The 20636-nt window shown below is 73.4% G+C and carries 20 protein-coding genes; 9 read left to right on the top strand and 11 right to left on the bottom strand.

Annotated features, from left to right (window positions below; genetic code table 11):
* The first annotated feature begins 83 nt into the window (after positions 1-83).
* The 3 genes from AB0J53_RS43905 to AB0J53_RS43895 all read left to right on the top strand — a co-directional run bounded on the left by AB0J53_RS43905 (position 84) and on the right by AB0J53_RS43895 (position 3276).
* Positions 84-725 carry a hemerythrin domain-containing protein gene (locus AB0J53_RS43905; RefSeq protein WP_364183963.1) on the top strand — a complete coding sequence of 214 codons (642 nt, stop codon included), beginning with the start codon at positions 84-86 and terminating at the stop codon, positions 723-725.
* A gap of 94 nt (positions 726-819) precedes the next feature.
* Positions 820-2397, top strand: coding sequence for an alpha/beta hydrolase (locus AB0J53_RS43900; protein ID WP_364183960.1), 1578 nt, complete (start codon positions 820-822; stop codon positions 2395-2397).
* Between the two features lie 36 nt (positions 2398-2433).
* Complete coding sequence (locus AB0J53_RS43895; protein ID WP_219509891.1) at positions 2434-3276, top strand: GNAT family N-acetyltransferase; 843 nt, start codon at positions 2434-2436, stop codon at positions 3274-3276.
* Here AB0J53_RS43895 and AB0J53_RS43890 read toward each other — a convergent pair.
* A complete protein-coding gene (locus tag AB0J53_RS43890) occupies positions 3257-3565 on the bottom strand; it encodes a hypothetical protein (RefSeq protein ID WP_219509864.1) in 309 nt (102 codons plus the stop codon). The genes AB0J53_RS43895 and AB0J53_RS43890 overlap by 20 nt on opposite strands.
* 64 nt (positions 3566-3629) lie before the next feature.
* Here AB0J53_RS43890 and AB0J53_RS43885 point away from each other — a divergent pair, with 64 nt between their 5' ends.
* Complete coding sequence (locus tag AB0J53_RS43885) at positions 3630-4013, top strand: GntR family transcriptional regulator (RefSeq protein ID WP_364183957.1); 384 nt, start codon at positions 3630-3632, stop codon at positions 4011-4013.
* Between the two features lie 5 nt (positions 4014-4018).
* Here the strand turns inward: AB0J53_RS43885 and AB0J53_RS43880 are convergent, their stop codons facing one another.
* Together AB0J53_RS43880 and AB0J53_RS43875 are read right to left on the bottom strand one after the other, a co-directional pair.
* Positions 4019-4396 (bottom strand): DUF3037 domain-containing protein, encoded by a 378-nt coding sequence (locus tag AB0J53_RS43880; RefSeq protein ID WP_219509860.1) that lies wholly within the window; start codon positions 4394-4396, stop codon positions 4019-4021.
* On the bottom strand, positions 4393-5196 hold the full coding sequence (locus AB0J53_RS43875) for a HipA family kinase (RefSeq protein ID WP_219509858.1): 804 nt from the start codon (positions 5194-5196) through the stop codon (positions 4393-4395). Before AB0J53_RS43875 ends, AB0J53_RS43880 begins: the two co-directional genes overlap by 4 nt.
* Before the next feature lie 117 nt (positions 5197-5313).
* On the opposite strand from AB0J53_RS43875, the gene AB0J53_RS43870 reads away from it, so the two are divergent.
* Positions 5314-7113 (top strand): serine/threonine-protein kinase, encoded by a 1800-nt coding sequence (locus AB0J53_RS43870; protein ID WP_364183953.1) that lies wholly within the window; start codon positions 5314-5316, stop codon positions 7111-7113.
* Positions 7114-7220: 107 nt separating this feature from the next.
* Positions 7221-9164 (top strand): PASTA domain-containing protein, encoded by a 1944-nt coding sequence (locus AB0J53_RS43865; protein WP_364183951.1) that lies wholly within the window; start codon positions 7221-7223, stop codon positions 9162-9164.
* A gap of 12 nt (positions 9165-9176) precedes the next feature.
* On the opposite strand, the gene AB0J53_RS43860 is transcribed toward AB0J53_RS43865, so the two are convergent.
* Genes AB0J53_RS43860 through AB0J53_RS43840 form a run of 5 tightly spaced genes read right to left on the bottom strand, consistent with a single transcriptional unit; the run spans position 9177 to position 14389 of the window.
* On the bottom strand, positions 9177-10151 hold the full coding sequence (locus tag AB0J53_RS43860; protein ID WP_364183948.1) for a hypothetical protein: 975 nt from the start codon (positions 10149-10151) through the stop codon (positions 9177-9179).
* Between the two features lie 54 nt (positions 10152-10205).
* Positions 10206-11012, bottom strand: coding sequence for a carbohydrate ABC transporter permease (locus AB0J53_RS43855; protein ID WP_364183945.1), 807 nt, complete (start codon positions 11010-11012; stop codon positions 10206-10208).
* Positions 11002-11913 (bottom strand): sugar ABC transporter permease, encoded by a 912-nt coding sequence (locus tag AB0J53_RS43850; protein WP_357593554.1) that lies wholly within the window; start codon positions 11911-11913, stop codon positions 11002-11004. The genes AB0J53_RS43855 and AB0J53_RS43850 overlap by 11 nt, the downstream gene beginning before the upstream one ends.
* Positions 11913-13163, bottom strand: a complete 1251-nt coding sequence (locus AB0J53_RS43845; RefSeq protein WP_364183942.1) for an ABC transporter substrate-binding protein — start codon at positions 13161-13163, stop codon at positions 11913-11915. The genes AB0J53_RS43850 and AB0J53_RS43845 overlap by 1 nt, the downstream gene beginning before the upstream one ends.
* The gene (locus tag AB0J53_RS43840; RefSeq protein ID WP_364183939.1) at positions 13160-14389 is read right to left on the bottom strand and encodes a Gfo/Idh/MocA family oxidoreductase; all 1230 of its coding nucleotides are present in this window, start codon (positions 14387-14389) and stop codon (positions 13160-13162) included. The genes AB0J53_RS43845 and AB0J53_RS43840 overlap by 4 nt, the downstream gene beginning before the upstream one ends.
* A gap of 99 nt (positions 14390-14488) precedes the next feature.
* Between AB0J53_RS43840 and AB0J53_RS43835 the strand changes: the two genes are divergently transcribed.
* Positions 14489-15586, top strand: a complete 1098-nt coding sequence (locus AB0J53_RS43835) for an ROK family transcriptional regulator (RefSeq protein WP_364183936.1) — start codon at positions 14489-14491, stop codon at positions 15584-15586.
* Here the strand turns inward: AB0J53_RS43835 and AB0J53_RS43830 are convergent.
* Positions 15583-16113 (bottom strand): TetR family transcriptional regulator, encoded by a 531-nt coding sequence (locus AB0J53_RS43830; RefSeq protein WP_219509845.1) that lies wholly within the window; start codon positions 16111-16113, stop codon positions 15583-15585. The two genes, AB0J53_RS43835 and AB0J53_RS43830, sit on opposite strands and share 4 nt — an antisense overlap.
* A 76-nt stretch (positions 16114-16189) precedes the next feature.
* On the opposite strand from AB0J53_RS43830, the gene AB0J53_RS43825 reads away from it, so the two are divergent.
* The gene (locus AB0J53_RS43825) at positions 16190-18391 is read left to right on the top strand and encodes an MMPL family transporter (RefSeq protein WP_364183932.1); all 2202 of its coding nucleotides are present in this window, start codon (positions 16190-16192) and stop codon (positions 18389-18391) included.
* A 3-nt stretch (positions 18392-18394) separates the two neighbouring features.
* Here the strand turns inward: AB0J53_RS43825 and AB0J53_RS43820 are convergent, their stop codons facing one another.
* On the bottom strand, positions 18395-19195 hold the full coding sequence (locus AB0J53_RS43820; RefSeq protein WP_364183929.1) for a nucleotidyltransferase domain-containing protein: 801 nt from the start codon (positions 19193-19195) through the stop codon (positions 18395-18397).
* A gap of 42 nt (positions 19196-19237) precedes the next feature.
* Entirely contained in the window at positions 19238-19699 is a 462-nt protein-coding gene (locus AB0J53_RS43815) for a MarR family winged helix-turn-helix transcriptional regulator (RefSeq protein ID WP_364183926.1), read from the bottom strand.
* An 89-nt stretch (positions 19700-19788) separates the two neighbouring features.
* Here AB0J53_RS43815 and AB0J53_RS43810 point away from each other — a divergent pair, with 89 nt between their 5' ends.
* Positions 19789-20631, top strand: coding sequence for an NAD(P)H-binding protein (locus AB0J53_RS43810; protein WP_364183923.1), 843 nt, complete (start codon positions 19789-19791; stop codon positions 20629-20631).
* Positions 20632-20636 lie beyond the last annotated feature (5 nt).

Raw genomic sequence — 20636 nt, 5'->3', positions numbered from 1 at the left:
AGCTTACCCGAGAACCGTGATGGTTAGGCGAACTGTTAGTTGGCTTGTTGACGATTAATGTGTGGATGGTTATGGTCGCTGACATGGCACTCGACTTCACGATGATGAACGCGATGCACGACGCGCTGCGGCGGGAGCTGGAACGGCTCGCCAGGGTCGCCGCCCGGGCGGGGGACGAGCCCCGCCGGGTCCTTGCCGCCGGGGCGGGGTGGTCGCTGTTCAAGAGGTTCCTGCCCGTCCACCACACCGCCGAGGACGAGGCGCTGTGGCCCCCCATGCGCGCCGCGCTCGCCGCACGCCCCGACGACCTCCTGCTGCTCGACGCCATGGAGGCCGAGCACGCCGCCATCGACCCGCTGCTCGGCGCCGTGGACGCCGCGCTGGCCGACCGCGACCACGGCGCCGAGCGGCTGGCCGGCCTGATCGACGAGCTCGCCACCGGCCTGCGCGGCCACCTGCGCCACGAGGAGGCCGACGGGCTCGCCCTCGTCGACGCGGTGCTGACCGCCGAGCAGTGGGCCGGGTTCGGCGCGGCGCACCGCCACCGGATCGGCCACGACACCACCTACCTGCCGTGGGTCCTCGACGGGCGCGCCGACGAGGCCGCCGCGAGCATCCTCGACGGCATGCCCGACGAGATTCGCGCCGCCTACCGCGACGACTGGCGGCCCGCTTTCGACCGCCTCGACCTCTACGCCCAGGAGCGATCACTCACCACGGAGTGATCACAGGATGGCAAGTATTTCTCCATACCCACCGTCACCGGACGGCTACGTACGGGAGCATTCCCTTCGCCTATGAAGTGGGGGAGGGGACCGGGTGAAACGGTTCGTGGGGTTGGTCGCCGGTGCGGCGACGCTGGTCGTCGGGGTGGCGCCGGTCGCGGTGACCGCCGAGGTGCGGCAGGCCGCCGCCGCCGACAGGGTCAGATGGGAGAAGTGCCCGGCCGCCGAGCGCAAGACGGCCGCGGCGGCCACGATGGAGTGCGGCACCGTACGCGTGCCGCTCGACTACCGGGAGCCGTGGGGACAGTCGATCCAGCTGTCGATCAACCGGATCAAGGCCAAGGTGCCGCGTGACGGCAACCACCTGGGCACGCTGCTCGTCAACCCGGGCGGGCCGGGGGCGTCCGGGCGGACCCTCGCGCAGTACGTCGCCGCCGTGCTGCCCGCCGGGGTGCGCGACCGCTACGACGTGGTCGGCTTCGACCCGCGCGGCGTCGGCGCCAGCCGGCCGGCGATGCGCTGCGTCGACCCGGAGACCTACTACCGGGCGCCCCGGCCCGACGCGGTGCCCCGCACCGCCGCCGAGGAGCAGGCGCTGCTCGGCCGGGCCGCCGAGTACGCCAACCGGTGCGGCGACTTCTGGTCGTGGCTGCTGCCCCACATGACCACCGAGAACGTGGCCAGGGACCTCGACGGCATCCGCGCCGCGCTCGGCGAGAAGCAGATCAGCTACCTCGGCTACTCCTACGGCACCTACATCGGCGCCGTGTACGCCACGCTGTTCCCCAGCCGGGTCAAGCGCCTCGTCATGGACAGCTCGGTCGACCCCGACGGCGTCTGGTACGCCAACAACCTGGCCCAGGACCGCGCCTTCCAGCGCAGGCACCGCGCCTTCCTCGACTGGACGGCCCGGCACAACTCCGTCTACAGGCTCGGCCGCACCGCCCGGCAGACCGGGTTCGCCTGGAACGCGATGCGCGCCCGGCTGCACGATCGGCCGGCGGGCGGGGTGGTCGGGGCCAGCGAGCTCGACGACACCTTCACCGTGGGCGGCTACAGCGACCGCGTGTGGCCCGAGCTCGCCGCCGCCTGGTCGGCGTACGTGCGCAAGGGCGACACCAAGCCGCTGCTCGCCGCGTACGAGAAGCACGGCAAGAACGACGCCGCCGACGAGAACGGCTACGCCGTCTACCTGGCCATCCAGTGCCGCGACGCCGCCTGGCCGCGCGACTGGGCCACCTGGCATGCCGACATGACCCGGATGCACCGCCACGCGCCGTTCCTGACCTGGCCGAACGCCTGGTTCAACGCGCCGTGCAAGTTCTGGCCGGTGCCCGGCGGCAGCCCCGTCAAGGTGCACGGCTCGTGGCGGCTGCCGCCGGTCCTGATGATCCAGTCGCGCGACGACGCCGCCACCCCGTACGCGGGCGCGATGTCGATGAAGCGGCACTTCGCCACCGCGCGCATGGTCGTCGACACCGGCGGCAACCACGGCGTCTCGCTGGGCGGCAACCAGTGCGTCGACCGCCACCTCGCCGCGTACCTGGCCGACGGCACCCTGCCCGCCGACGGGGCCACCTGCCGGGCCGTGCCGGAGCCCCGTCCGGCCGCCCACATGCTGTCAGGCGGGACGGGAGGTCACGAAAGGCTCACCGAGGCGCTGTCCAGATGAGCTAATCCAGGGGTGTTCGCGTAGTCTGACCATGTGATGCTGCGTACATCGGCGTCGCGTGTCCTCGACGACAGCGACCGGGACGAGGTGCTCGCGCTGCTCGACACCGACCCGGTCGCGAACGTCTTCGTCGCCTCCCGGGTGCGCAGCGTCGGGCTCAACCCGGCGCGGCTCGGCGGGCAGATGTGGGGCTTCGGGCCGCGCGGCGCCATCGCCTCGCTCTGCTATGCCGGAGCCAACCTGGTGCCGGTCGCCGCCGGGCCCGAGGCGGTGCACGCGTTCGCCGACCGGGCGCGCAAGCAGGGGCGGCGCTGCTCGTCCATCGTGGGCCCGGTCGACGCGGTGTCGCTGCTGTGGGAGCGGCTGGAGCCGCACTGGGGCCCGGCCCGCGCCATCCGCTGGGCCCAGCCCGTCATGGCGACCTCGCAGCGGCCGCCCGTGCTGTCCGACCCGCTGGTGCGGCGGGTGCGGCCCGACGAGTTCGAGACGCTGCTGCCGGCGTGCGTCGCGATGTTCACCGAGGAGGTGGGCATCTCGCCCAACCTCGGCGACGGCGGCGCCCTCTACCGCACCCGGGTGGCCGAGCTGATCCGCATCGGCCGCTCCTACGCCCGCATCGAGAACGGCCGGGTGGCGTTCAAGGCCGAGATCGGCGCCGTCACCCCGCAGGCGTGCCAGATCCAGGGCGTCTGGGTGCACCCCGAGCTGCGCGGCCGCGGCCTCGCCGTGGCGGGCATGGCCGCCGTCGTCGAAGCCTCCCTCGCCTGCTTCGCGCCCGTCGTCTCGCTGTACGTCAACGACTACAACCACGCGGCGCGGGCCGTCTACCGCAAGGTCGGCTTCCGCGAGGTCGACACGTTCATGTCCGTGCTGTTCTGAGCCGCGCCGCCGTCTCCTCGACGAGCTGGGTGAGGATCGACGCGTAGCCGGGGCACTCGTCGAGCAGCTCGTCCAGCCGAGCCCGCCAGGCGCCCGATTCGAGCAGCGGCGTCACCTTCCGCCCGTCGGACTGCAGTCGCAGCCGCGTCTCGGCGAGCTGGAGCTCGTACATCACGCCCAGATAGCGGCCGATCGCCTCGCTGAGCCACCAGTAGGTCTCCGTGCCGGCCGCGGCCACGAAGACGCGCGCGCCCTCCCAGGCCACCCGCCGGGGATGCAGGACCGCCATAAACGGGATGCTACGCCTCGTCTCAGGATACGAGAATGGTCTTGCGCGGAAGGAAGGGAAGATCGTGCCGGAGCCGAGAGCGACGTGGAAGGTCGGGGTGGACGTCTACACCACCGAGGAGCAGGCCAGGGAGCTGCAGAAGCGGATCGAGCTGCTGCTCTGCCCCGAGCCCGAGCACGCCGGGCCGTGCCCTGTCCCGTGGTCGTCGTGGCGCCACCCGGGCGGGGGCGACGGCGACGGCGGCCTCGCCGAGCAGTACGTGCTGGAGCGCCTGCGCGAGCGCGTCGTGACCGGCGGCGAGACCCGGCTGCCGTCCCGCCCCGCCCTGCGGAAGGAGTACGGGGTCGGCCGGGCGGCCGTGGACCGGGCGATCCGCAAGCTGGAGGAGGCCGGGCTGGTCGAGACCGTCAGGGGGCGCGGCACGTTCGCCGTGCGGCGGCCCGCCTGACCCCCTCAGAGGCGGACGAGCTTGCCGAACAGCCGGTCGAGCTCGGCCTCCGGATCGCCCGTGAGTCCCGCGTGCACCGGGCCGGTCTGCACGATCGTGCTGCGCGGCGCCGTCAGCCAGCGGAACCGCCCGCCCAGCGACTCACGCGCCAGCGGGCCCGAGTCCTCGCCGCACGCCAGCTCGTACGCGCCCAGCGCCTGCTCGACGCAGCCCACGTCGGCGGCCGGGTCGAGCGCGCGCAGCCGGGCCGCGTCGAGCTCGACGCGGGCGCACAGGTAGGCGCGCGGCTGGCAGTAGAGGAGCACGCCGGCGTTGATCTGCTCGCCGCGCTCCACCCTCGGCACCACGCGGATGATCGCGTACTCGTAGACGTCCCTGGTCACGCGCGGCCTCCTCGCCAGAACTCGCCGACCGAGCCGGGGCCGGGGCGGACCGTCGCGGGCTCGCCGCGCACCAGCCACGCGCGCGGCCCGTGCGCGCGCTGGAGCAGATGCTCCACGTACGCGTCGCGGACGGCCTGCGCGGAGGCGAAGCCGGGCTCGTCGTCGAGCCAGTCGTCGGGCACCAGGGCGGTCACCGCTTCGAGCAGGTCACGGGTGACGCGCTCGTGCAGGGCGACCCGGCCGAGGTCGCCCGCGAACGGCGCCAGCACGTGGTCACCGGCGTCGAACGGGCGCTGCGGGTCGGCGCCCTTCCAGTTGTGGTGGAACCAGAGCGCGGCGCCGTGGTCGATGAGCCAGATGTCGCGGTGCCAGAGCAGCAGGTTGGGGTTGCGCCAGCTCCGGTCGACGTTGTGGATCAGGCCGTCGAACCAGATCAGGTCGGCGGCGAACGCCGGATCGGGCTGCCAGGCCAGCGGCTCGAAGCCGAGCGCGCCCGGCAGGAAGTCGACCGCCAGGTTGCGGCCGGTGCTGGCGTTGAGCAGGTCCTGCACCTCTTCGTCCGGCTCGCGGACGCCGAGCTGCGGGTCGAGGTCGATGACCTTCAGCTCGGGGGTGCGGAAGCCGAGGCGGCGGGCCAGCTCGCCGGAGATGATCTCCGCGACGAGCACCCGGCGGCCCTGGCCAGCTTCACGAAATTTCACGACATAGGTGCCGAGGTCGTCGGCCTCGACCACCCCCGGCAGCGAGCCGCCCTCGCGCAGCGGCGTCACGTAACGCGTCGCCGCGATCTCTTCCAGCACGCCCCGAGGCTACCGCGCCCCGTGGGATGCCCTGTGGCAGCCCGTGGCAGCCCCGAACCTGAGGCGGCTCAGGGTGAGTACGCGAGGCTTATCTCACCCCTGTCATAATGGCGGGCTATGTCCGAGCTCCGTGCCGATGATCCGCGCCGGCTGGGCGCGTACCGGATCTCCGGGCGGCTCGGCCAGGGCGGCCAGGGCGTCGTCTATCTCGGCCACTCCGGCGACGGGACCAAGGTGGCCGTCAAACTGCTGCACGCCAGCCTGTCGGCCGACCCGGTGGTGCGCCGCCGGTTCCTGGCAGAGGTCGAGGCGCTGCGCCGCGTCGCGCCCTTCTGCACCGCCCAGCTCCTCGACGCCGACCTCGAAGGCGACCAGCCCTACCTCGTCAGCGAGTACGTCGACGGCGTCTCCCTCCGCGAGCACGTCCTCACCGCCGGGCCGCGCACCGGCGGCTCCCTGCACCGCCTGGCCATCGGCACCGCCACCGCCCTGGTCGCCATCCACCGCGCCGGCGTCGTGCACCGCGACTTCAAGCCCGGCAACGTGCTGCTCAGCCTCGACGGGCCCCGGGTGATCGACTTCGGCGTCTCCCGGCTCGCCGACGGCACCGCCACCACCGGCATCATCCCCATGGGCACACCCGCCTACCTGGCGCCCGAGCGCATCGAGGGCCTGCCCGCCGGGCCCGCCGCCGACCTGTACGCCTGGGCGCTCACCGTCGCCTACACCGCCACCGGCCGCCACGCCTTCGCCGGCGGGACCCACCAGGAGGTGCTGGCCAGGATCCTGTACGGGCGGCCCGACCTGGGGAACCTGTCCGGACGGCTCCGTGGCATCGTGGACGCCTGCCTCGCCCGCGACCCGGCCGACCGGCCCGGCGCCGAGGAGGTGCTGGGGCTGCTGCTCGGCCAGGACCTGACCGGCGGTGACGTGCTCACCACCGGCGCGATGGCCGCCGTCGACCCGGGGGCGCGTCCGGAGCCGGACGGGAAGACCCTCGAATGGCAGCTGCCCGACGACACGACGGACCCGGGCACGGGACCGGCCCTGGGGTTGGGTGGCGGGCCGCTGACGGGACCGGCGTCGGGGTCGGGTGGCGGGCTGTTGACGGGGCCGGCTCTGGGGCCGGCCGGCGGGGCGTTGTCGGGGGCGCAGGTGACGGAGGGCGGCCGCACGCCGGGCGGGCGGAGCCGGCGGGGGGCCGGGCGCAGCGCGCTGGCCGCTCTGGTCGATCCCACCGCGCCGCTGCCCGGGGTCGCCCCTTCGGGGGCCTCCTCGGGGGCTGCGTCCGGGGCCGCCTCAGGCGGCTTCGCGGGCGATGGCGCCGGGCCGGGCGGACATGCGGCCGGGGACGCCGCGTCGGGCGGTCTCGCGCTGGGTGGGGCCGCGCTGGGTGGGGCTGCCTCGGGTGGGGCTGCCTCGGGTGGGTTCGTGCCGGGGGACGGGTCGGGCGGCTCGTCCGCCGGTGGTTCGGGGTCCGCCGGGGGGTTCCCGGCTGTGGGGAGGCGGGGGCGGAAGGGGCGCTGGCCGCGGTGGGGGATCGGCGTGGCCGCCGTGGTGCTCGCCGCCGCCGGGGTCACGTACTGGATGGGGATGGACGGCGCGACTCCCGTGGACGGGACCTGGACCGGGTCGGCGCGGCACCCGACGGCCGACCGGGTGTTCCCCGTGGAGATCAGGCTGGACGGCGAGCGCGAGTCGCGCATGCGCTGGGGCGCGGACCTGCACTGCACCGGGGAGCTCAGCCCGACCTCGCGCGGCCTGGTGTTCACGCTGGGCGACGTCGCCGGGAAGGAGTGCCACCCCGGCACCCTGCACCTGCTGCCGACCTCCGACGCCGACCGGATGGGCATCTCGGTCATCCGCCAGGGACAGCATGATGTGACGTATTCGGGCACGGTCTCGCGCACTCCGTGAGCCGGAGTGTCACGGTCAGGCGGCGATGGCGCGGTCACCGTTGACTCCCCGGCACCGGTTGCCTTCAGTGGAAGGGAAACAGGGGTGGCGGCGAGGGGAGGCTACCCGTGCCGACGGCGCAGCCCCTCAGAACGGGGGACCCGCGCACACTCGGCCCCTACGAGCTGGCCGGGAGGCTGGGCGAGGGCGGCCAGGGTGTGGTGTACCTCGGGACGAGGGACGACGACACCTACGCGGTCAAGCTGCTGCACGGCCCCGTGGGGGACGAGCGGGCGGCGTTCCTGCGTGAGGTGGAGCTGGCCAAGCACGTGGCCAGGTTCTGCACGGCCCAGGTGGTCGACGCCGGGTTCGACGAGGGCAGGGCGTACATCGTCAGCGAGTACGTCGACGGGCCGTCGCTGGCCCGCGAGGTCATGCTCACCGGGCCGCGGCGCGGCGGGGCGCTCGAACGGCTCGCGGTCGGCACCGCCACCGCCATCGCCGCCATCCACCGGGCCGGGATCGTGCACCGCGACTTCAAGCCGCAGAACGTGCTGCTGGGCTCCGACGGCCCGCGCGTGATCGACTTCGGTCTCGCCAGGGCGCTGGACGCGGCCGCCACCGTGAGCGGGCGGGGCGTCGGCACCCCCGCGTACATGGCGCCCGAGCAGATCACCGCGTCGGCGGTCACGGGGGCGGCGGACGTGTTCTCGTGGGGGGCGACGATGTGCTTCGCCGCCAACGGGGCCGCGCCGTTCGGGCAGGACTCGGTGGCGCCGGTGCTGCACCGCATCCTCACCGCGCCGCCCGAGCTGGGGCTGCTCGACGGGCAGCTCCGCGTGCTCGTCGCCGCCTGTCTCGACAAGGACGCGCGTAACCGGCCCACAAGCAGGGACCTCCTGCTGGCGCTGCTGGGGGACTCCGGCGGGCTGCCCGATTCGGTCCTCCGGTCGCCGCCGGCCCACGTCCTGAGCGCCCCGGGCGTGGCCGTCCCGGCGCCCCGTACGGACATCTCGGGCCCTGAAGGACCGGAAGGACCTGGACCCATGGGAGGGAGCGTCGCCCGGTCGAGGCCCTTGGCCGAGCCCGAGGCCACGGGCGCGGCCTCCGGCTACCGGCTGCCCGCCACCCCGGAGCCCCCTGCGCCGTCCGGTGGCGGGCGGCGGGCGGCGCGGCGGGCCGGGGTGGCGGTGGCGGGCGCCCTGGTGGTGAGTGTGGCGATTCTCGGGATGCTGCTGGGGCCGGCGCTCAGCCGGGACGACCGGATGCCTCAGGGCGGCGGCGCGGCGGGGCCGGGTGCGACGGTGGCGACCGTGTCGCCGGTGGAGGAGGCCATGCCGCCGGAGGACGAGGGGCGGCGCGGCCCGGGGGAGCCGGATCCGCCGGCGGTGAAGCCGGCTCGGGTGCCGGTGCCGCCGCTGGCGGGGTTGAGCCGGGCGGCGGCGGTGCGGGCGCTCCAGCGGGCGGGGCTGGTGGCGGGCCAGGTGTCGCTGGTGGACTCGGGGCGGAAGGTCGGCCTGGTGCTCGGGAGCCGGCCCGGGGCGGGCGTCGCCGTGGAGAAGGGGGCCGTGGTGTCGCTGCGGGTGTCGGCGGGGGTGCCGGTGCCGTCGGTCGCCGGGATGGGCCGCGAGGCCGCGGAGGCGGCGCTGGCCGGTGCGGGGCTGGCGGTGGGGCCGGTGACGAGGAAGTGCGGGCCGGAGCCGGACGGCCGGGTGCTGTCCACCTCGCCGGAGGCGGGCAGCCGGGTCGCGGGCGGTACGCCGGTGGCTCTCACCGTGTCGCGGCGGGGCGTCGAGGTGCCGTCGGTGATAGGCCGGTCGCGGGAGGACGCGGCCGGCACGCTGCGCGGGGCCGGGTTCGAGGTCACGGTGCAGGGCCAGGTCGTGGCGGACGAGTCGCAGGTGAACCTGGCCATCGCGCAGTCGCTGGAGGCGGGCGGGTGCGCCAGGAAGGGGGCGGCGGTGGTGGTCACGGTGGGGCTGGCGCCGCAGTCGGGCCCGGACCCGTCGGAGCCGACCGGCAAGCCTGCCGACAAGCCGACGGCCACCCCTGGGGCCCGGGCGAAGCCCTGAACGCGGGCGGGGTCAGCGGCCGTTGCCGGTGATGATGCCGGTGTAGGAGGCGATCACCTTGACCTGCGCGGGTTCGTCGCTCTTCGGCGGGATGTGGGCCGCCACCTGGAGCAGGTCCGTGACGTTCATGTACGTGTAGAACTTGCCCTTGATGAGGCCGTTGTCCTTCTGGAACACGTAGTTGCGCTGCGGCCCCTGGCGCACGTCGTAGCGCCGGGTGCGCTGGAAGGTGGTGAAGACGAGGGCGCCGCCGTCGGCGGTGCGCAGCGCGTACGAGGGGTAGCGCGACGCGGGCCGGACCACTTCCTTGAGCTTGGCGTACGGGGCCATGTTGCGGCGGTTCCTGGCGGCGGAGGTGGTGAGCTCGTCGGCGGCGAATCGGGTGGAGCTTTTGCCGCCGAGGTGGGCGGCGTAGCTCTTGGCGAAGTCGGCGGGTGACATGAGCAGCCCGGTCGCGTCGGCCGGCTTCACCTCGGCGGCGGGGGTGGCGAGCTCGGGGGCGCCGCCGATGCCGGAGAAGACGTCGGGCGCGTACACCTGGCGCCAGCCGTCCGCCTCCTTGGTGAACAGCAGGTACGTGGGGGTGTCGGCGGTCTTCGTCCGGCCCTTCCACAGGGCGGTGGTCAGGAACCAGGTGGGCGTGGGCGCGTGGAAGGCAGGCCGGGTGTAGCCGAAGGGCACGTACTCGGTCGTCCTGGAGAGGGCGCGGCTGGAGGCGTAGGCGGCGCGGTCGATGGCGTAGCTGGAGCCGGCCTCGTACGCGGCGAGCAGTTCGTCGCTCCTGGCCTTGTTGGCGGCGTTGTTGCGCTTGACGTAGTCGTCGAGGACGGCGGCGGCCTCCTGGGGGGAGACCACGGCCGCCGGGGCGGCGGACGGGGAGGGGGGCTGCTGACGGGCGGGCCGGTCGGGGCCGGGCAGTCCGGAGCAGCCCGCGACCAGGCAGGCCGCCAGGACGCCGCCGATGACCGTTCCGTGCCGCCGCCGCATGCCCCGCACCTCCACAACCGACTTAACAGAAAGAAGTGGACAAAGGTAGCAGAGTCACTTGAGGGCCCCGGCGGTGAGCCCGGAGACGATGCGGCGCTGGAAGAACAGCACCATGAGCACCAGCGGGATCGTGACCAGCACGCCCGCGGCCATCTGGGTGCCGAACGGCGTGTCGAACTTGGCCGCCCCGGTGAACTGCGCGATGCGTACGGTGGCCGTCTGGACGTCCTGGTCGTTGACCATCGTGACCGCGATGATGAACTCGTTCCAGGTGGCGATGAAGGCCAGGATGGCCGTGGTGAAGATGCCCGGCGCGGCCAGCGGCACCATGACCCGGCGGAAGGCGGCGAACGGCGTGCAGCCGTCGATCATCGCGGCCTGCTCCAGGTCGTAGGGGAGCTGCCGGAAGAACGTGGTCAGGTTCCAGATGGTCAGCGGCAGCGCGAACGACATCGAGGGCACGATCATCGCCTGGTAGCTGTTGATCCAGCCGATCGAGGTGAACAGCTTGAGCAGCGGCACGATGAGCAGCGCCCCGGGGAACATGGAGACCGCGATGATCAGGGCCAGGATCACGTTCTTGCCCCGGAAGCGCAGCCGGGCCAGGGCGTAGGCGGCCAGCGTGCCGATGACGAGCGTGACCGCGGTCGTGGTGCCGGCGACGACGAGGCTGTTGACCAGCGACCGGCCGAACCCCATGCCCTCGGCGAAGACCGCGTCGTAGCTCTCCAGCGACCACGGGCTGGGAAGTGGCGAAATTTCGTAAATGTCGGAGGTGCGGCGGAAGCTCGACACCACCATCCAGTAGAACGGCACCAGGCAGTACAGCGCGATGCCGATCATCCCGGCCCTACCCCACATCGCGGGCCTCCTTCCGCCGCTGCCGCACGTCGCTCAGCAGGTCGGCCCCCAGCAGCTTGACGAACACGAACGCGATCACCGCGATGTAGACGAACAGCGCGGTCCCGTACGCCGAGGCGGGCCCGTAGTGCACCCGGGTGGCCTCGTCCCAGATCAGCCCCGACAGCGTCTCGACCGAGTGCTTGCGCGGCCCGACGAGCACGTACGGCAGGTCGAACACCCGCAGCGCGTCCATCAGCCGGAACAGCACGGCCACCAGCAGCGCGGGCTTGACCAGCGGCAGCGTGATCCGGCGGAACCGCTGCCCGGCCGAGGCGCCGTCCACCCGCGCGGCCTCGTACACCTCCGACGGGATGATCTGCAGCCCGGCCAGCACGAGCAGGCCGACGAACGGCGCGGTCTTCCAGACGTCGGCGACGACCACGGCGAGCTTGGCCCACGGGCCGTCGGCCGTCCACAGGATCTCGGTGCCGAGCAGCGCGTTCGCCACGCCGTCGGCCTGGAAGATCCACTTCCACATGAGGCCGGCGACCGCGGTCGGCACCGCCCACGGGATGAGGATGCTGGCCCGCAGGATGGCCCGGCCGCGGAAGGCGCGCTGCATGACCAGCGCCATCGCGACGCCGAGCACCACCTCCAGGCCGACCGTGACCACGGTGAACAGCGTCGTGTTGAGCGCCGCGTTCAGGAAGCGCTCACCCGCGACGCCGGCGTAGTTGGCCAGGCCGGCGAACCGCTCGCCCTCCACCACGAACCCGTCCGCGTCCAGCGTCTGCCCGCTGGTGTAGAACGACTCGCGCATCGCCGCCACCAGCGGGTAGAACACCACCAGCGCCAGCACGATCATCGTGGGGGAGAGCATCGCGGCCGCCAGCCACGACTGCCCGCGCGGCCTGCTCATCACGGCTGGAGCAGCGGGCCGAGCGCCGCCTGCAGCTCGGTCATGGCCTGGTCGACGGGCTTGGCGCCGGTCACGACGGCGTAGGCCGACTCCTGGATGGCGGCGGTCACGTCACCGTAGCGGACCGCGCTCGGGCGCGGCTTGGCGGCCAGGATGCCCTCCTTGAGCGCCGGCAGATACGGATACTTCTTGATCAGCTCCGGGTCGTCGTAGACGGCGGCCGTGGCCACCGGCATCGAGCTGGACAGCGCGAACGCCCGCATCTGCTCGGCGCTGGTCATGAACGCGACGAAGTCCCTGGCCGTCTGCTTGTTCTTGGAGAAGGACGACACGGCCAGGTTGTTGCCGCCGAGCGTGCCCGCGCCCGGCCCGTCCAGCCCGGGGATCGGCGCCACGTCCGTCTTGCCGGCGACCTTGCTGGACCCGTCGGTCTTCTGCGCGGCCTCGTAGCCGTAGGCCCAGTTGCGGTAGAAGAGCAGCTTGCCGTCCTGGAAGGCGACCCGTCCCTCTTCCTCCTTGTACGTGATCGCCTCCTTCGGCATCATCCCGCTCTTGAACCCGTCGGCCAGGAACTGGGCGGCCTTCTTGGCGCCGTCACCGGTGACCTGCGGCTTGCCGGAGGCGTCGACCAGCTCGCCGCCCGCGGAGTGGACGGCCTCGGAGAAGTTGACGGTCAGGCCCTCGTACTTGTCGAACTGGCCGCCGTAACAGGACATGCCCTTCTGCTCGGGCAGGACCTCGTCGCAGATCCGCCTCATCTCGTCCCACGTCTTCGGCGGCTTCTTGACCAGGTCCGTCCGGTAGTAGAGGAGCCCGGTGCCGGTGAACATCGGCATCGCGTACAGCTTGCCGCGGTACTTGCCGGTCTCGACCGTGGGCGGCAGGAACGCCGAGGTGTCCAGCTTGAGCTCGTCGATCCACCGGTTGGCGGCGAACTCGCTGGTCCACACCGCGTCGATGAGGATCACGTCCCCGGTGTCGGACTTGGTCTGGGCGCTCTGGACGAGCTTCCTGCGCTGCTCGTCGGCGGCCTCGGGCAGCAGCACCACGGTCGCCTTCTCGTCCGGGTGCGCGGCGTTCCAGGCGTCGACGATCTTCTGGACCGACTCGGCCTCGAACTTGCCGCCGACGAACGTGATCGGCCCGCGCCCGTCGCCGCCGCCCTGCGCGGCCGGTTCCGGGTCGGACGAGCCGCAGGCCACGAGGCTCGCGCCGAGCGCCAGCAGGGCCGTGATCTGCCGTGTTCTCATGTGGGGGTTCCTTCCAGCGTGACGGTCTCGCCGTCGAGCCGCGACCTCTCGGCGGCCCAGGCGATGAGGTGGCTGTGCAGGCTCTCGCCCGGCGACGACAGGATCGGCGTGCGGTCCCTGCTCGACACGGCGGCGAGGAACGCCCTGACCAGGCCCTCGTCGCCGCCGCCGTGCCCGCCGGCGGCGGTGCCGTCGCCGGTGGCCCGGGTGTCGACGGTCTCGGCGCGGCCGGTGACGAAGTCGTGCACGGTCAGCAGTTCGCCGTCGCCCTCGATCGAGCCCCGGGTGCCGAAGATCCGGGTCTGCCGGTGCGCGGCCGGGGTGAAGCCGGTCATGGTGAACGACGCGGTCGCGCCGCCCTCGAACTCCATGTTCACGACCTGGTGGTCGACCACGTCGTTGTCGCAGTCGTAGACGCACCTGCCGTACGGGCCGGTCCGCAGCGCCTCCAGGACCCCCTGCTCGGAGACGTCGTCGGTGAGCACCGACAGCGGCCAGCGGTCCTGCCCGGCCAGCGGCAGGTAGATGCGCCGGGCGGAGTACGGGCAGCCGGGCTCGGCCGGGCAGTCGAGGCAGCGCGCGGTCGCCCCGGCGGGCCGGTTCTCCGGGCGGAAGTGCTTGAGCCCGCCGAACGACGACACCCTGCGCACCTGCCTGCCCATCAGGTGCACCAGCCAGTCCAGGTCGTGGCAGGACTTGGCCAGCAGCATGAACGTGGACTCGTCGGCCCGGCGCCAGTTGCCGCGCACGTACGAGTGGGCCTGGTGCCACCAGCCGACCGGCTCCAGGTGCTGGACGCTGACGATCTCGCCGATCCGCCCGGCGTCGAGCAGCGCCTTGAGCGCCCGCGTGTAGGGCGTGTAGCGCAGCACGTGGCAGACCGCGAAGATCGCCTCGGAGCGTTCGGCCGCCGCGACGATGGCCCGGCAGTCGTCCTCGGAGACCGCCATCGGCTTCTCCAGCAGGATGTCGTAGCCCAGCTCGGCGAAGCGCACCGCGGGCTCGACGTGGTCGCGGTCCTGGGTGGCGATGATGACCGCGTCGGCCTGGCGCGGCAGCGCCGCCAGCTCGCGCCAGTCCCCGTACGGCGCGGCGCTGGGGAACCTGTCGCGCCGGCTCGCCACGGGGTCCGCCACCGCGACCACCCGTGCCAGGCCCGAGTCGACGGCGTGGCGGGCGTACGCGGTCCCCCGCGAACCCGCGCCGACGACGGCGAGAGTCACCATGTGCGCCTCCACATATGTAACCGATTAACGTATGTCGGCCGATGCTAGGATCCGGGCTCATACTCGTCAATAGGAAACTTATGGAAAGAGGTCTCGTAAGTGACCGACCTCCGGCCGGGTGACGCGTCGCTGGTGCGCAAGGTCAACACCCAGGTGACGCTGCGCGCGCTGCGCCGGGAGGGCGTGGCCACGCTGACCCAGCTCGGCCGCATCACCGGGCTGTCCCGGCAGACCGTGGAGGCGGTGCTGGACGAGCTGGGGGAGCGCGGCTGGGTCCGGGAGGTGCCGCCCGACGGGGGTGTGATGGGCCGGCCCGCCCGGCGCTTCGGCTTCCGCGCCGACGCCGGCCACGTCGTGGGCGTGGACGTGAGCGGCGACCGGGTCGTGGTCACGCTGGCCGACCTCAACGGCGAGGTCGTCGCCTGCGAGCGCGTCCCCGTCGCCGCCGGCGCGCCCGCCCCCGAACGCCTCGACGTCGCCCGCCGCGCCTGCCTGGCCTGCGTGGACGGCGCCGGCGTGGCCCGCACCCGGGTGTGGGCGCTGGCGGCGGGCACCTCCGGCATCGTCGACCGCTCGGGCCGGGTGTCGCTGTCGCTCACGCTGCCAGGCTGGACCGGCGTCGACCTGGCGGGCATCGCCGGGCGCTGGTTCGGCTGCACCGCGCTGGCCGCCAACGACGCGAACCTGGCCGCGCTCGCCGAGCACTGGCGCGGCAGCGCCCAGCACGCCTCCGACGTCGTCTATATCCTGGCCGGGCACCGGCTCGGCGCGGGCATCCTGATCGGCGGCAGGCTGCACTCCGGCCGCTCCGGCGCCGCCGGGGAGATCGGCACGCTGCGCCAGGTCGGCTGGGAGGAGGCCGCGACCTCCCTGGTCAAGGAGGGCAGCGCCGAGGAGGTGTTCGCGGCGGCGGCGGCCGGTGACCGGGCCGCGCTGCGCGCCGTCGACCGCTACGCCGAGAACCTGGCGATCGGCGCCTCGGCGCTCGTGCTGGCCGTGGACCCCGACCTGCTGGTGATCGGCGGCGCCTACTCCCAGGCCGGGGACGTGCTGCTGGCGCCGCTCCGCCGCCACCTGGCCGAGCTGTGCCTGAGCGGGCCCGAGGTGGTGACCTCCACGTTCGGCGACGACGGCGTGGCCCTGGGCGCGGTGCGGCTCGCGCTCGACCGGGTCGAACGCGACGTGCTCGGGCTCTAGCCGGCCAGCGTCAGCACCGCGCGCACCAGCGACCGGCGCACCCGCTCCTCCGGCAGGTCCATCGTCTGTGTGACGCCGAGCTGCAGCGCGCCCAGCACGGCCCAGCCGCGCAGCCGCGCCTCGTCGTCCGGGTCGGGGCCGGTCAGCCGGGCGAAGAGCTCGTCGCGGAACGTGCGCACCGCCTCGCCGGTGGAGCCCGGCGGCGCGTCGTCGGCGCCGCCCAGGTCCTCCATGAACAGCCGGACCACCGCCCGGTGGCGCACCACAAACCCGGTCAGCGCCTCGGCGAAGGCCCGCCTGTCGCCGCCGAACTCGGTGCCGAGCAGCGTGAGCATGTCCTCCACGCACGGCGCGAGCAGCTCGGTGGCCAGCCGGTCCTTCGGGTGGAAGTGGTAGGCGACGGCGGTCTTGGTCAGGCCCACGGCGGCGGCGATGTCGGCCAGCGAGGTGCGGGCGTAGCCGCGCTCGGCGAACAGCTCCCTGGCGGCGGCCAGGATGCGGCTGCGGGTGTCGTCAGGTGTGGTCATCGTCTCATTTCCACCGGGGCGTGCCTGCTTTATCGTAAAACCCTGTACGGGCGTACAGGACGGGGGAACAGGCGAGATGTCACGTTTTCTGGGCCGGCTGGGCGAATGGTGTGCCAGGCGTGGCCGGCTCGTCCTGGCATTATGGGTCATCGCCGCCGCCGCGCTCATGGGCGGCAGCCTCGTGTTCGGCAGCCCGGTCAGCAACGACGTGGCCATCCCCGGCACCGACAGCCAGCGGGCCCACGACCTCATGCGCGCGGGCTTCGGCCCCGGCTACGAGGTCGGCGGCACCGTACAGCTCCTGGTCTACTCGCCGGACGGATCGCTGCTGGACGAGCCGCGCAAGGCGGCCGTCGAACGGGCGCTCGACCGGCTGCGCGAGCAGCCGCACGTCGACGAGGTCAGCACGCCCTACAGCGCCGCCGGGATGTCGCCCAGCCTGCAGATCGGCCTGATCACCGTCCGGCTGAGCGGCCACGACAGCACCCAGCAGGCCGCCACCGCGCAGGCCCTGTCCGACGCCGCCGAGCCCGCCAGGCAGGCCGGGCTGGAGGTCGTCGCCGCCGCCAGCGGCAACCCCGCCGACAAGGAGATCAAGACCGGGCCCAGCGAGGTCATCGGCGTCGTGTGCGCGCTGCTCGTGCTGGTCTTCGCCTTCGGCACGCTCACCGCCGCCCTCGTGCCGATCTTCACCGCGCTCGTCAGCGTCGCCTCCAGCCTGGGCGTGATCGGGCTGCTCGGCCACGTCGTGGACGTGCCCAAGCAGGCCGGCATCATGGCCACGATGATCGGCCTCGGCGTGGGCATCGACTACGCGTTGTTCCTGCTGTCGCGGCACCGGCGGCTGCTCGCCACCGGGCTCACCGTCCGGCAGGCCGTGCGCGGCGCCGTGTCCAGCTCCGGTGGGGCCGTGGTGTTCGCCGGCGGGACCGTCATCATCGCGCTCAGCGCGCTCATGTTCGGCGGCTTCCCGCTGCTGCGCACGCTCGGCTGGGTCACCGGCATCTCCGTCGTCACCGCCGTGCTCACCGCCGTCACGCTCGTCCCCGCCCAGCTCGGGCTGCTCGGCCACCGGGTGAACGCGCTCAAGGTGCCGTTCCTCGGCAGGCGGCCCGAATCGTCCGGGTGGGGGTCGCTCGGCGCGTGGGTGGCCCGCCGGCCCTGGCGGGTGCTCATCGGCAGCGTGCTGCTGCTCGGCGCGCTCGCCGCCCCCGCGCTGTCGCTCCAGCTCGGGCCGCTCGACGAGGGCTACGGGGCCAAGGACGACCCGGGACGGCGCGCGTACGAGCTCATGGAGGTCGGGTTCGGGCCCGGCAGCAACGGGCCGGTCAGCGTCGTGGCGACGGTGCCGCACGCGGTGACGGACGCCGACCTGGACCGGCTCCGGGACGAGATCGAGACCGTCGACGGCGTCCGCCACGTCTCCGACGGCGAGATCGGCGAGTCCGGCACCGTGATGATGGTCCAGGTCATCCCCGACCACGCGCCCAGCGACCCGGAGGCCCTGGAGGTCGTCAAGGCCATCAGGGGGCTGGACCTGCCCGGGTTCGAGGTGCACGTGGGCGGCGAGGTGGCCGCGCTGGCCGACGCCGGTGACCGCATCTCCGAACGCACCCCGCTGGTCATCGCCGTCGTGGTGCTGCTCAGCGCGCTGCTGCTGTTGCTGGCCTTCCGGGCGCCCATCGTGGCGATCAAGGCGGCGCTGATGAACCTGGTGTCGCTCGGCACCGCGTTCGGGGCGCTCGCGCTCGTCTTCTCCATCGGGCTCGGCAGCGGGCTCGTCGGCATGGACCCGCCGGCCGGCGCCTCGTACCTGGAGACGCTGTTCTTCAGCGTGCCGATCGAGACGTACGTGCCGTTGCTGCTGTTCGCGGTGCTGTTCGGGCTGTCGATGGACTACGAGGTGTTCCTGCTGACGGCCGTGCGGCAGGCGTACCTGAAGCACGGCGACAACCGGCGCGCCGTGGCCGAGGGGCTCGGCTCCACCGGGCGGGTGATCACCTCGGCGGCGCTCATCATGGTCGCGGTGTTCACCGCGTTCATCGCCTACCCCGACCCGATGGTCAAGACGTTCGGCGTGGGGCTGGCGGTGGCCATCGCGGTGGACGCCACGCTGATCCGCGGCTTCCTCGTCCCGGCGACCATGGTGCTGCTCGGGCGGTGGAACTGGTGGTGCCCGCGCTGGCTCGACCGGCTGCTGCCCAACCTGTCGGTGGAGGGCGAAGAAGACGAGCGGCCCGCCGCCCCCGCCCGCGAGCCGGAGCGGCTCACCGTCTGACGCTCACCCCAGGGCGGCGCGGGTCTCGGCCACCAGGGCCCGCGCCTCCTCCACCGCCGCGGCCAGCGGCTCCGCCTCCTGGCCGAGCGCGCCCAGGATCGCCCGCACCCGCCCGGCGAACCCCTCGGGCGCGGCCGGGAGCGTCCCGGCGACCGCCAGCGCGCCCTTCTCGTTGAGGCACCAGCGCCGGTCGGCCGCGTACAGCGCCTGGGCCAGCACGCCGAACGCCCGCGACAGGCACAGCGCCACGTGCAGCCCGTCGGCGCGGGCCGCGCTCTTGGCCGCGATCCCGGTCAGGAACTCCGCCTCCCACGCGCCCGCCGTCAGCGCCCGCCGCAGCGGCTCCGGATAGACGGCGACCTCCGCGCGCAGCCGCGCCAGCTCGCCCGACGGGTCCGCGAGCACCTGGCCCAGCGCCACCTCGCCCGGATAGCACGGCGACCAGAAGCCCAGTGGGTGCCCGGCCTGGATCGCCACCTCGTAGCGGCCCTCCCGGCACTCGGCCCACACCCGCTCCACCCGGTCCAGGTCACGCAGGATCCAGTCCACCGCGACGCCGCCGACGGTCAGCCAGGCGCCGCCGTTCACCCACGGGCCCCAGCCGCCCGGCCCGGCCACCTCGACCCCCGGCCCGGCCAGCGCCCGCAGCGCGCCGAGATCCAGCTCGCCCCGGTAGTAGACGCCCAGGTCCCAGTCGGAGCCCGGCCCGTGCTCGCCGCGCGCCCGGCTCCCGCCGAGCATCACGCCCCGCACCCCGGGCACCTCGGCCAGCCTGGCCGCCATCTCTTCGACGTACGCGCGCATCGTCGGAAGTGTGCCAGCCCGATGCCGTCGCGGCCAGCGGTTTTACCGGGGGTCCGGGGCCCTGCGGGTGCTGAGGGTGGCCAGGGAGTCGACGTACTTGAGCATGAGGCGGGCGAAGTCGAGCCGGTCGCGCTCGGACCAGTCGGCGGTGATGAACTCGTAGGCGGCCCGCTGGTGGCGGCGGAAGCGGGCCATGAGCTCCCGGCCCTCCGGGCTGAGGTGCAGGACGGTGCGGCGGCCGTCCTGCTGGGAGGCGGCGCGGACCAGGTAGCCGGCCTTGATGTTGTCGCTGACCATCCGGCTGGCCACCGAGGGGTCGACGCCGAGCAGGTCGGCCACCCCGCCGACGGTGACCTCCTCGCCGGGGTGCTCCAGGACGACGTTGAGCACGAGCGTCCGGCTGAGGTCCTTGGCGGAGATCGGGTTCTCGACCTCCAGCAGCGAGGTGCGCCTCAGCTTGGAGAACGCGGGACCCACGGCGTCGAGCAGCTCATCGTCCGTCATTTGTAAATCGTACCTCTGAGGGCACATGTTGACAGGATTTTATATGCATGCTGTCATGCATGTGTCTTCAGTCAACGAATGGAGTGGCCATGACCATCCTCGTCACCGGCGCCCGCGGCCAGGTCGCCCAGGCGCTCGTCGCCCGCCTCCACGCCGCCGGGCTGCCCGTCCGCGCCGCCAGCGCCCGCCCCGCCGAGCTCACCGTCCCCGCCGGGGTCCAGACCGCCGAGGTCGTCCTCGACCGGCCGGAGACGTTCGGCCCGGCCCTGCACGGCGTCGAACAGGTCTTCCTCTATCCCGACCCCGACGGCATCGACGCCTTCACCAAGGCCGCCCAGGCCGCCGGCGTCGGCCACGTCGTCCTGCTGTCGTCCTCGTCGGTGCTGGGCCCCGACGCCGAGACCGACCCCATGGCGAGCCACAGCCTCCTGGTCGAGCGGGCCCTGACCGCCTCCGGCCTGCCGAGCACGTTCCTGCGGCCGGACGCCTTCGCCGGCAACGCCCTCGGCTGGGCGTACGACATCAGCCAGGGCCGGCCGGTCCAGCTCGCCTACCCCGACGCCGAACTCGCGCCCATCCACTCCGCCGACATCGCCGACGTCGCCTGCGAGGCGCTGACCGGCACCCGGCTCCGGGGCCGCGCGATCACGCTCACCGGCCCCGAAGGGCTCACCTTCAGGCAGCAGCTCGCCATCCTGTCCGAGGTCGCCGGGCACGAGATCCCCGTCGTCCGGATCACCCACGAGGAGGCCGAGCGCCAGCTCACCCGCTACATGCCGGCCGCGTCCGCCGGATCGCTCCTCGCCTGGTGGGCCACCGCCTCCCGGCAGCCCGCCGCCATCGCCGACACCACCCAGACCCTCCTCGGCGCCCCCGCCCGCACCTTCCGCCAGTGGGCCGCCGAGAACGCCGCGGCCTTCACCCGGCGCTGAACGAG

Source organism: Nonomuraea sp. NPDC049725 (genome assembly GCF_040674795.1).
In the GTDB taxonomy this organism is placed as follows: Bacteria; Actinomycetota; Actinomycetes; order Streptosporangiales; family Streptosporangiaceae; genus Nonomuraea; species Nonomuraea ceibae.
The sequence above is the reverse complement of the archived record's forward strand: the minus strand, read 5'-3'. Positions and strand labels throughout refer to the sequence as shown.